Annotated in this window: 8 protein-coding genes; 7 read left to right on the top strand and 1 reads right to left on the bottom strand. The window is 74.7% G+C overall.

The genetic code is table 11. The features are described from left to right. Window positions 1–458: 458 nt before the first annotated feature. From CLT72_RS16170 to prfA, 3 genes are all read left to right on the top strand, one after another. Complete coding sequence (locus CLT72_RS16170) at window positions 459–3,956, top strand: phosphodiester glycosidase family protein (protein WP_101412557.1); 3,498 nt, start codon at window positions 459–461, stop codon at window positions 3,954–3,956. A gap of 402 nt (window positions 3,957–4,358) precedes the next feature. Beyond that, window positions 4,359–4,583 (top strand): 50S ribosomal protein L31, encoded by a 225-nt coding sequence (gene rpmE, locus CLT72_RS16165; protein WP_088998650.1) that lies wholly within the window; start codon window positions 4,359–4,361, stop codon window positions 4,581–4,583. Between the two features lie 97 nt (window positions 4,584–4,680). After that, window positions 4,681–5,769 carry a peptide chain release factor 1 gene (gene prfA, locus CLT72_RS16160; RefSeq protein WP_101412556.1) on the top strand — a complete coding sequence of 363 codons (1,089 nt, stop codon included), beginning with the start codon at window positions 4,681–4,683 and terminating at the stop codon, window positions 5,767–5,769. A gap of 16 nt (window positions 5,770–5,785) precedes the next feature. On the opposite strand, the gene CLT72_RS16155 is transcribed toward prfA, so the two are convergent. Then, entirely contained in the window at window positions 5,786–7,336 is a 1,551-nt protein-coding gene (locus tag CLT72_RS16155) for a GGDEF domain-containing protein (RefSeq protein ID WP_101415204.1), read from the bottom strand. 42 nt (window positions 7,337–7,378) lie between these two features. Here CLT72_RS16155 and prmC point away from each other — a divergent pair, with 42 nt between their 5' ends. The 4 genes from prmC (at window position 7,379) to CLT72_RS16135 (ending at window position 11,843) form a co-directional block, all read left to right on the top strand. Then, on the top strand, window positions 7,379–8,356 hold the full coding sequence (gene prmC / locus CLT72_RS16150) for a peptide chain release factor N(5)-glutamine methyltransferase (protein ID WP_101415203.1): 978 nt from the start codon (window positions 7,379–7,381) through the stop codon (window positions 8,354–8,356). Beyond that, on the top strand, window positions 8,356–9,000 hold the full coding sequence (locus CLT72_RS16145) for an L-threonylcarbamoyladenylate synthase (RefSeq protein WP_089003235.1): 645 nt from the start codon (window positions 8,356–8,358) through the stop codon (window positions 8,998–9,000). Before prmC ends, CLT72_RS16145 begins: the two co-directional genes overlap by 1 nt. Continuing rightward, complete coding sequence (locus tag CLT72_RS16140; RefSeq protein WP_101412555.1) at window positions 9,001–9,612, top strand: arsenate reductase/protein-tyrosine-phosphatase family protein; 612 nt, start codon at window positions 9,001–9,003, stop codon at window positions 9,610–9,612. 116 nt (window positions 9,613–9,728) lie between these two features. Next, entirely contained in the window at window positions 9,729–11,843 is a 2,115-nt protein-coding gene (locus tag CLT72_RS16135; protein WP_101412554.1) for a transglycosylase domain-containing protein, read from the top strand. Window positions 11,844–11,917 lie beyond the last annotated feature (74 nt).

Raw genomic sequence — 11,917 nt, 5'->3', positions numbered from 1 at the left:
CGGGTCATCGACATCGCCGATCGCCCGAGTTGCTGTCGGTGACCAAGGCCTGATTCGAACCCGGCGTCACCCTGCGTGATTGATTGTGGTCGAGTGGCGCGTCCCGACGGCTGGGCTGTCGCTGCTGACGCCTGTTGACCAGGTGATTCGCCGAAAGGGCCGGAGCCGCCACACCACTCTCCACGCTCCCTTTGCTCTGCATCCATATGCGCACCGCTTACCGTGCGTGCCTGGTGCCTATGTGGATGCAGAGCAAAGGGGAAGGAGTCGGAGGTGGGAGAGGAGCGCGGACCCTACGCTCCGTGATGGAGGGTGAAGGGGGGTGGGCGCGGCGGCTGTGCGGCGCGGCGCAGACCGCGCTGCGGCTCAGGGCGGTGGCAACCCGACGGGCGGAGTTTTCCTTCGCTTTGGCTGGCAGGTATTGAAACTTCTATTCACCGTCCGGTTGACTGTCGCCCATGCGTACCCGCAGACGATCCGCCCGGCTCGCAGGCGTCCTGCTGCTGACGCCGCTGCTCACCCTGGCCGGCACGGTGCCGGCGAACGCCGGTGCGCCCGCTCCGGCCACCGATCCCTCCGTCACCGCGGCCGAGGACGCACCACGTGCCTCCTCGTACTCCGCGGACTCCGTGACGCTCGCGGGCGATCCCGCCGCGAGCACGTCGGCCGCCGCCGCACCGACCGGTGTGGAGCCGGCCGGCGGGCTGGAGACCGCCAAGACCACCCGCCCGGTCGCCCCGGGCCTCGCCCTGACCTCCTTCGACCGGTACGACGCCGACGGCTGGCTGCGCGCGGACGCGCTGACGGCCGACCTGACCGGCGGCCTCACCGTGGACTACGTCAACTCCGGCGCGGTCAGCCGGGCCGAGCCGCTGCGGGGCGCCGTCGACGCGGCCCGGGCGGTTGCCGCGGTCAACGGCGACTTCTTCGACATCAACAACTCCGGTGCCGCCCAGGGCGTCGGGATCCGGAACGGGCAACTGGTCCAGTCGGCGGTCAGCGGGCACCGCAACGCCGTCGCGATCACCACCGAGGGGCTCGGCCGGGTCATCGAGGTGAACTTCGACGGCACCGCGACGCTGCCCACCGGCCCGGTGACGTTGACGCAGTTCAACAACATGATCCAGGCGAACGGCATCGGCGTGTTCACGGCGCTCTGGGGGTCGTACACCCGGGAGCGTGCGGTTTCCGGCGCCGCCCGCGTGACGGAGGTCACGGTGGTCGACGGCCGCGTCGTCACCGTCGCCGGCACGGCCGGCAGCGGGGCGGTCCCGGCGGGCACCACCGTGCTGCTCGGCCGCGACGCGGGTGCGGACGCCCTCGCGGGGCTGCGCCCCGGCGACGCGGTGACGGTCGCCTACCGGCCCAAGCCGGCCGACGGCAGCAACCTGCACGCGGCGGTCGGCGGCGGCAACGTGCTGGTCCGCGACGGGGTGGTGCAGAGCATCGCCGACACGTCGCTGGCCCCGCGTACCTCCGTCGGCTTCTCCGCCGACGGCCGACGCATGATCATGCTGACCGTGGACGGCCGGCAGGTCGACAGCCGCGGCGTCACCCAGACCGAGATGGGCCGCATGATGGCCGAACTCGGCGCGCACCACGCGCTCAACCTCGACGGCGGCGGCTCGTCCACGCTGCTCGCCCGGGAGCCGGGCGCGGCGGCCGTACAGGTGGAGAACAGCCCGTCCGACGGCAGTGAGCGTGCCGTGCCCAACGGCCTGGCCATCTACGCGCCCAAGGGCAGTGGCCGGCTCACCGGGTACTGGCTGGAGACCGCCAGCGACCCGACGACCGCCCCGGGCGTCGCGCCGGTGCGCGGCGGCCGACCCGACCGTGTCTTCCCCGGCCTGACCCGGCGGCTCACCGCCGCCGGCCACGACGAGACGTACGGCCCGGCGGCCGGCGCGCCGACGTGGCGGGCCAACCCGGCGGTGCACGGCGTCGTCGACAGCAAGGGCCGGTTCCGTGCCGGGTTGCCCGGAAAGACCACGGTCACCGCCTCGCGGGGCGCGGCCCGGGGCACCCTCGACCTGACCGTGCTCGGGCCGCTGGCCCGGATCGACTCCACCGTGGAGCGGGTCGGCCTGACCGGTGCCCAGGGCAGCGCGCTGTTCGGCGTCGTCGGCTACGACGCCGAGGGCAACACCGCCCCCATCGAGCCGGCCGACCTGAAGCTCGACTACGACAGGGACCTGCTGAAGATCGCCCCGACCGCCGACGGCAACCTCGCCGTCACCGCCCTGCGGGACACCGGCTCGGCGCTGGTCACCGTCCACGTCGGCCGCAACAGCACCGTCCTGCCGGTCACCGTCGGGCTCACCGACGTGCCGGTGGCCGGCTTCGACGACGCGGCGGCCTGGAAGTTCAGCCAGGCCCGGGCCAGCGGCGCCGTTGCGCCCGCGCCGGGCCGCACCGGCACGGGCCTGAAGATGACGTACGACTTCAGCCAGTCCACCGGCACCCGGGCCGCGTACGCGGACCCGCCGGCCTGGATCACGGTGCCCGGCCAGCCGCAGGCGTTCGGCATGTGGGTCCACGGCAACGGCACGGGGGAGTGGCCCAGCCTGCACCTGCACGACGCCCAGGACACCCAGCACGTGCTGCGCGGCCCGCTGATCACCTGGACGGGCTGGAAGTACGTCGAGTTCGCCGTCCCCGCCGGGGTGCAGTACCCGGTGCGGGTCCGCCGGTTCTACGTGGCGGAGACCAACGCCGCCGCGCAGTACCGCAGCGAGGTCATCATCGACGACCTGGTGGCGAAGGTGCCGCCGACGGTCGACGTGCCGGCCGAGAAGCCGCGTACCGACCGGGTGGTGCTGCGCGACGGCACTGTGGATGGTGCGCCCTGGCGCTTCGCCGTCCTGTCCGACGCGCAGTTCGTCGCGGCGAACCCGGACAGCGACCTGGTCGCCCAGGCCCGCCGTACGCTGCGCGAGGTCAAGGCCGCGAAGCCGGACTTCCTGGTCATCAACGGCGACTTCGTGGACACCGCCTACCCGGCGGACTTCGCGCTGGCCAAGCGGCTGCTGGACGAGGAGCTCGGCGGCGAGGTGCCGTACTACTACGTGCCCGGCAACCACGAGATCATGGGCGCCCCGATCGCCAACTTCCGGGCCGCCTTCGGCGACACCGAGCGCACCTTCGACCACAAGGGCACCCGGTTCGTCACGCTGAACTCGTCGACCGGCTCGCTGCGCGGCGGCGGCTTCGACCAGGTGCGGATGCTGCGCGAGGCGCTCGACTCGGCGGCCGGCGACCCGGCCGTCGGCTCGGTGGTCGTGCTGCACCACCACCCGCCGCGCGACCCCAGCCCGGCCAAGGCCAGCCAGCTCGGCGACCGGAAGGAGGCGGCGCTGCTGGAGCAGTGGCTGGCCGACTTCCAGCACCGCACCGGCAAGGGCGCGGCCTTCGTCGGCGGACACGTCGGCACCTTCCACGCCGACCGGCTCGACGGGGTGCCGTACCTGATCAACGGCAACGCGGGCAAGAACCCCTCCACCCCGGCCGACCAGGGCGGCTTCACCGGGTGGACCGAGTTCGGGGTGGACCCGGTGAGCCCGGCCGAGGCCGACCGGGCGCGACGCAACCCGCTCGTCGAGGGCCCGCGCTGGGTCGCCGCCGAGACCCACGCGCACGTCGACGCGCTCGCGCTGACCGCCCCGGCCGGCGTCGCGGTCGGCGCCCCGGCGACGGTCACCGCCGCGGTGACCCAGCCTGGCGGGCGTACGGTGCCGGTGGCGGCGCCGGTGAGCGCGGACTGGTCCGCCTCGCCGAACGTGCACGTCGGCTCGGTCCTCGGGCTGCGGCCGTGGCACGTGGCCCGCTTCGACCCGGCGACCGGCAAGCTCACGGCCCTGCGCCCCGGCGCCCAGGTCAAGCTGGCCGTCGCGGTCAACGGCGCGCACGCCGAGGCCACGATCACCCTGACTGCCGCCGCCCAGGCCCCGGCCGCCTGACAGGTGCGGAGGGCCCCTTCCGGCGGCAGCCGTCCGGAGGGGGCCCTCGCGCACTCCCGGGAGTCCGGAGGGCCCTCCGCGCTCCCGGGAGTGCGCGGGCCGGCCGGTCGGGCGACGACCCGGACGTCGGTGGTCGCGTCGCCTCCCGCGCCGTGCCCCGCGCGGGGCACGCCCGGACGGCGGCCGTGCCGGGGTGAATGCCCGGCCACGCTGCGGGAATGCGGGAGGTGCGGCGGGCGTTGTCGATGCCGGACCAGCCGTGCGGCCCGATTGCCGGGCCGGCGTCCGCCCATGGCACACTGGTCAATCGGCCACCGGTTCCGGTTCACGCCCGAGCCCGTCGCACGCCGCGACGGACACCGACGGCGACCCGGCGACCACCCACGAGAGGACCGAGGCGAGATGAAGTCCAACATCCACCCGGAGTACGTGACCACCGAGGTCAGCTGCTCCTGCGGCAACACGTTCACCACCCGCAGCACCGCCAAGGGCGGCTCGATCCACGTCGAGACCTGCAGCGCCTGCCACCCGTTCTACACCGGCAAGCAGCGCGTCCTGGACACCGCGGGCCGGGTGGCGAAGTTCCAGCAGAAGTACGCCAAGGTTCAGGCCAAGAAGGCCAAGTAGCTCCTCGTTCGGCGCCCGCGTCCGGTCTCGTGCCGGACGCGGGCGCCGTCCGTATTCCCACTGGTCCCGCCCTCGTCGTCGAAGGAGCCTCCCCCGCATGAGCAGCGAGCGTCTGGCCACCCTCCTCGACGAGTACGCCGAGCTGGAGAAGCGGCTGGCGGACCCGGCCATCCACGCCGACCAGAACACGGCCCGCCGGGTCGGCCGCCGGTACGCCGAGCTGGTGCCGCTGCACAAGGCGGCCGGTGAGCTGGAGCAGGCCCGCGCCGACCTCGCCGCCGCCCGCGAGCTGGTCGCCGAGGACGCGTCCTTCGCCGCCGAGGCGGAGTCGATCGCGGCGAGCCTGCCGGGGCTGGAGGAGCGGCTGGCGGAGCTGCTGATCCCACGCGACCCGCACGACGCCAAGGACGTGATCGTCGAGATCAAGGCGGGGGAGGGCGGCGAGGAGTCCGCCCTGTTCGCCGGCGACCTGCTGCGCATGTACACCCGCTACGCCGAGCGGCGCGGCTGGCTCACCGAGGTCATCGACGCCCAGGACTCGGACCTGGGCGGGGTGAAGGACGTCTCGCTGGCGATCAAGACCAAGGGCGTGCCCGAGGGCGGCAACGGCGTCTGGTCCCGGCTCAAGTGGGAGGGCGGCGTGCACCGGGTGCAGCGCGTACCCGTCACCGAGTCGCAGGGGCGCATCCACACCAGCGCCGCCGGCGTGCTGGTGCTGCCGGAGGCAGAGGACGTCGACGTCACCATCGACCCGAACGAGCTGCGCATCGACGTGTTCCGCTCCTCCGGCCCGGGCGGGCAGTCGGTGAACACGACCGACTCGGCGGTGCGGATCACGCACGTCCCGACCGGGATCGTGGTCTCCTGCCAGAACGAGAAGTCCCAGTTGCAGAACCGGGAGCAGGCGATGCGGATCCTGCGCGCCCGGCTGCTGGCGGCGGCGCAGGAGCAGGCCGACGCGGCCGCCTCGGACGCCCGCAAGGCGCAGGTGCGCACCGTGGACCGCTCCGAGCGCATCCGCACGTACAACTTCCCGCAGAACCGGATCACCGACCACCGGATCGGCTACACCGCGTACAACCTGGACCTGGCGCTCGCGGGCGACCTGGACGGGGTGCTCGACGCCCTCGTCGAGGCCGACCGCGCGGCCCGCCTGGCCGGCGACACCGAGTTGACCCGCCGCTGACCCGCCGCCGGCGCGGTCAGGAGGCGCGGGGGCGGGTCTTCGCCGCCAGCATCGCGCGGTCGGCGGCCTCGAACGCGGTGCCGAGGGCGTCGCGCAGGCCCGGGCCGGTGGCGCCCACCTCGGCGAAGCCGACGCTGACGCCGACCGGGGTGCCGGGCACCAGCGACTCCCAGTCCTCCGTGCGTACCGCGGCGTCGATGCGGCGGCCCACCTCGGCCGCCTCGGCCATCCCGGCACCGGGCAGCACCACCACGAACTCGTCCCCGCCGTAGCGGGCCACGAAGTCGCCCCGGCGCATCACCCGGTTGATCACCCCGGCGATGCGCTGGAGCACCAGGTCGCCCGAGTGGTGCCCGTGCCGGGTGTTGACGGCCTTGAAGCCGTCCAGGTCGCAGACGCCGATCACCACCCGGTCGCCGTGGGAGACCACGGTGGCGATGTAGCGCTCCAGCCGCCGCCGGTTGGGCAGCCCGGTCAGCGGGTCGGTCAACGCCTCACCCTCGAAGCGGGCCGCCTCGCGGCGCATCTCCTCGTGGTCGATGCGGGCGGCGATGCCGTCGATGTAGACGTCCCGGAGCCGGTCGTTGCGCTGGGCGGCCAGCCGGAACGCCAGCCGGTCGGCCCGGTGCGCCCCGGCGTGGTCGCCGGCGCGGGCGAGGGCGATGCTGCGCAGCCGGGCCGGCTCGGCCGCGCCCAGCGTCTCGGTGGAGACCTGGACGGTGTCCAGCCGGGTGACGGCCTCGATCGGCCGCCCCTCGGCGACGGCCAGGCAGACCTGGCCGAGCTGGCGCATGTCACGGGCGCGGGCGCTGTCGCCGCCGTGGCCGAGCAGCCGGGCCGGGGCCGCATCCGTGTCGGCGTCCAACCGGTCGCCGAGGGCCGCCTGCCGGGCGGCGGCGTAGCCGTACGCGGCCAGGCTGCTCGGGCGCAGCTTCCCGGCCCGACCGCTGCGCAGGAACCGGTCGAGGTCGGCCGCGACGTCGCGCAGCACCCGCAGGCAGCCGTCGCTGTCGCCGTTGTGGTCCAGGGCCACGGCGTTGCGCAGCCGGATGCCGGGGGCGGCGAAGGTCTCCTCGGGGATCTTGGCGGCGCCGCCGAGCTGCCGGGCCCGTTCGATGGCGCCGAGGGCGTAGCCGTGGAAGCTGAGGTACGAGTAGGCCATCGCCAGGTCGTGCCAGCCCCACGCGGTGTCCCGGTCGGGGTCCGCCACGGCGCCCAGCGCCCGCGCCGCCTTCACGAGGTGGGTGACGCAGCGGTCCGGCGCGCCCTGGTGGTGCGCGGCGAGGGCGGCCAGCGCGTTGAGGTGCCCGAGCAGGTAGGGCTCGGCGAGGTCGCGGACGGCGGTGGAGGCCTCCTCGACGGCCCGGGTGTACTCCGCCGTGCGCCCCAGGTTGATCACCGCGGAGAGGCGCTGCACCAGGGCGTCGGCCCGCGCGTACGGGTCGGTGGTGGTGGTGATGACCCGGTCGAGGATAGCGTACGCCTCGGCGGAGCGGCTGGACTCCTGGAGAGTCCGCGCCCGCGTCAGGGCGTCAACCTGGTCGGTGACCCGGTCGAGCCAACCCACCGCGACCTCCTGTCGGTGTGCGTCCGGACGCATCCGCTCGTGATGTCCAGCGCGACGCCCCATGATTATCTCGTGACCACCGTGCCGCAACACCCGTCCGAAGGGACGAGACGGCAGCGCCCTTCCGTGGCGTTGGCCCGGGCGTCCCGCGCCCTCGCCGACGCCGGGATCGCCTCGGCGCGGGCCGAGGCGGAGCAGTTGGCCGCGTACGTGCTCGGGGTGCCCCGGGGGCGCCTGGCGCTGGCCGACGATCTCACCGCCGACCAGCTCGACCGGTTCGACGAGCTGGTCGCGCGGCGGGCCGGGCGGGAGCCGTTGCAGCACCTCACGGGCAGCGCCGGCTTCCGGCACCTGGAGCTGGCCGTCGGGCCGGGCGTCTTCGTGCCCCGGCCGGAGACCGAGCTGCTCGCCGGCTGGGGGATCGCGCAGGGCCGACGCCTGGGCGCCGGGTTGGTGGTGGACCTGTGCAGCGGCTCGGGGGCGATCGCCCTCTCGGTCGCCCAGGAGCTGCCGGCGGCCCGGGTGGTGGCGGTGGAACGGTCGACGGCGGCGCTGCCCTGGCTGCGGCGCAACGCGGCGGCCCGGGCGGCCGCCGGGGACCGGCCGATCGAGGTGGTGGCGGCGGACGTCACCGCCGCCGACCTGCTCGCCGACCTGGTGGGCCGGGTCGACGTGCTGCTGTGCAACCCGCCGTACGTGCCGTCGGACGTCGCCGTACCCCCGGAGGTGGGCCGGCACGACCCGGCGAGCGCGGTCTTCGGCGGCGCGGACGGCCTGGCGGTGATCCGTCCGGTGATCGCCCGGGCGGCGGCGCTGCTGCGCCCGGGCGGGGTGCTCGGCGTGGAGCACGACGACACGCACGGCACGGCGGTGCCCGACCTGCTCGCGGCGGACGGCCGGTTCGAGGCGGTCGCCGGCCACCCGGACCTGGCCGGGCGGCCCCGCTTCGCGACCGCGTCCCGCCGGGCGGACGGCCAGCACGCCGCCGCCGGGGCGACGTGGCAGACTGACTCCTCGTGATGCTCTACGACTGCCGGTCGCCCGCCGACCGGGACCGCGGCATCGCCGCTGCCATCGAGGCGGTCAAGAACGGCGAGCTGGTCGTCCTGCCGACCGACACGGTCTACGGGATCGGCGCGGACGCGTTCACCCCTTACGCGGTCAAGGCCCTGCTGGACGCCAAGGGTGGCCGTCAGGTGCCGCCGCCCGTGCTGATCGGCTCCCGGCACACCCTCGACGGCCTGGTCTACTCGCTGCCCCAGGCGGCCCGGGACCTCGTCGAGGCGTTCTGGCCGGGGGCGTTGACCATCATCGTGGCGCACTCGCCCAGCCTGCGCTGGGATCTCGGCGACTCCTCGGGGACGGTGGCGGTGCGGATGCCGCTGCACCCGGTGGCGCTGGAGGTGCTGCGCGAGACCGGCCCGATGGCGGTCGCCTCGGCCAACAAGACCGGCCAGCCGGCGGCCCTCACCGCCGAGGAGGCCCGCGACCAGCTCGCCTACTCGGTGCGGGCCTACCTGGAGGCCGGGCCCTGCCCGGACCCGGTGCCGAGCACGATCGTCGACCTCACCGGCGAGGTGCCGCAGGTGCTGCGGCAGGGCGCCGTCCCGATCGAGAAGCTCCGCGACGTGGTGCCCGACATCCTCGCCGGCCAGGGGGTCTGAGTGCCTCCGTTCACCGTGCTGCACGTGTGCATGGGCAACATCTGCCGGTCGCCGATGGCCGAGCGGCTGCTGGCCCTCGCCGTGCGGGAACGGCTGGCCCGCCGCGAGGTCGATCCGGAGCGCGCCGACGAGCTGCTGCACAGCCACAGCGCCGGCACCGGCGGCTGGCACGCCGGCGAGGAGATGAACCCGCCGGCGTCGCGCCAGGTGACCGCCCGGGGCGGCAGCGTCGCCGGCTTCGCCGCGCGCAAGCTGCGGTCGGACCACATCGACGCCGCCGACCTCGTCCTCACGGCCACCGCCGACCAGCAGGACTACGTGGTGGCGTTGCGCCCCGACGCCGCGTCCCGCACGTTCGTGCTGGGCGAGTTCGGCCGGCTGCTCGCGGGGGTGGACGCCGCCGGGCTGCCGGCGGCCGAGGCGACCCCCGACGGGGTGTACGCGCGGGGCGTGGCCCTGGTGGCGGCCGCGCACGCCGCCCGCCTGGGCGCCTCGGCGCTGCCCACCGACGATCTCGACGATCCGTGGGGTCGCGGCGACCAGTGCTTCAGCCGGGTCGCCGACGAGATCGAGGAGACCGTCCACCCCCTCGCGGCCGCGCTCCTGCCGTAACCCGCCCGAGGTACCCCCGCGCGTGAGTTTCCTGCGGGTTTGGGGGAAAGGCGCGGTCAAGAGGGACATTCGGGTCATTCTGGGTGGGTCCTGACCGGCTCCTGCGGGGAGAGCTGATGACCCGGGCACGCCTCGACAAACTGTTCACCGTGCTGATCGCCGGCGTGCTGGCCGGGCTGGCGCTCGCGGTGGCGGCCCTCCCGGCCGCGCTGGTCTTCGGGATCGGGTTCTCGGCGCTCGCCGCGCCGTACTCGGAGCTGCCGAACACGCTGCGCACGCCGCCCACGCCCCAGCGCTCCAACCTCTACGCCAACGACGGCACCACCCTGATCACCTCCTTCTACCAGGAGGACCGGGTGGACGTGCCGCTGGCCGAGGTGGCGCCGGTGATGCGGCAGGCGATCATCGCCGCCGAGGACACCCGGTTCCACGAGCACCGCGGCGTCGACCTGCGCGGCGTGGTGCGGGCCTTCGCGGTCAACCAGCGCGACGGCACGACGAGGCAGGGCGCGTCCACGCTGACCATGCAGTACGTCCGCAACGTGCTCAGCAACGACCCCCGGCTCAGCGAGCGGCAGCGCGCCGCCGCCAGCGAGCTGACCACCGCCCGCAAGATCCAGGAGATGCGGTACGCGTTGGCCCTGGAGCGGGAGCTTTCCAAGGACGAGATCCTCACCCGCTACCTCAACATCGCCTACTTCGGGGCGGGCGCGTACGGGGTGGCCGCCGCGAGCCGGCGCTACTTCTCCAAGCCGCCGGCGGAGCTGACCCTGGCCGAGGCGGCGCTGCTGGCGGGCCTGGTCCGCTCCCCGCACACCGACGACCCCATCAACGGCGACGCGGACGCGGCACTCGCCCGTCGGGCGTACGTGCTCGACCGGCTGGTGGAGTCCGGGCAGGTGCCGGCCGAGGCGGCGGCCCTGGCCGAGGCCGAGCAGTTGAAGCTGCGGCCCAGCCAGACGCCGAACGACTGCACGGCGGTGCCGGCCGAGCACAACGACTGGGGATTCTTCTGCGACTGGTTCACCCGCTGGTGGAACGCGCAGCCGGCGTTCGGCGCGACGGTCGACGAGCGGCAGCTCACGCTGCGCCGGGGCGGCTTCTCCATCGTCTCCTCGCTCGACCCCGCGGTGCAGCGCGCCACCACCGAGCAGGTCCGCCGGATCTATCCGGTGGACGACCGCCGGGCGGCGCCGACGGCGGTGGTCCAGCCTGGCACGGGCCGGGTGCTCGCGATGGCGGTGAACCGGAACTACGGCGTGACCGCCAACCCGGCAGGGCAGAAGAACCACCCGAACACGGTCAACCAGCTGGTCGCCGGGGGCGGGGCGATCGAGGGCTACCAGGCCGGCTCCACGTTCAAGCTCTTCACGATGCTGGCCGCGCTGGAGGCCGGGCTGCCGCTGAGCACGGAGTTCGACGCGCCGGCGCGGATCGTGACGGACTACTCGGTGACCGAGGCGACGGCGAGCTGCGACGGGTACTGGTGCCCGCGCAACGCCAGCGCCTCGATGGACGGCCGGCACACCATGTGGACCGCGTTCGGCGAGTCGGTCAACACGTACTTCGCCTGGCTGACCGAGCGGGTCGGCGCGGACCGGGTGGTGGAGATGGCCGAGCGGCTCGGCATCGTCTTCCGCTCCGAGGACGACGCGCGGCTGGCCCGCCACGGGGCGCGCGAGTGGGGACCGTTCACCCTCGGCGTCTCCGCCACCACCCCGCTCGACCTGGCTGGCGCGTACGCGGCGGTGGCGGCCGAGGGGTCGTGGTGCGCGCCGCTGCCGGTCGTCTCGATCGCCGACGCCGCCGGCCGGCCGGTGGCCGCCGCGCAGCCGAACTGCCGCCAGGCGGTCGACGTGGACGTGGCCCGGGCGGCGGCCGACGCGGCCCGCTGCCCGGTCGGCGACCAGTCGATGTACCGGGAGTGCGACCGCGGCACCGCCGAGAGGCTGCACCGGCAGCTCGGCCGGCCGGTGGCGGGCAAGACGGGCAGCTCGGACGGGTACGCGACGGAGACCGTGGTCGCCTTCACCCCACAGCTCGCGGTCGCCTCGATCGCCGCCAACCCCGACGACCCGGGCGACGCGGTCGGCCAGCGGGTGCAGAGGCAGCTGGTCGAGGCGGTGGGGGAGGTGCTCTCCTTCGCGCTGCGCGACGAGCCGGTGCGCGACTTCGTGCCGCCGAGCGAGGCGACCGCCTTCCAGCTCACCGGCGCCCGCGCCGGCAACTGAGCCCGCCCGCGAGCCGCCGTGCCCCGCCCCCCGGCGGGTGCGCCCGCGCGGGCGGCCCGGCGGGCGGCTCGGAT

The organism is Micromonospora sp. CNZ309 (assembly GCF_002846525.1).
Note: the sequence above shows the minus strand (reverse complement) of the source record. Positions and strands in the feature narration are given on the sequence as shown.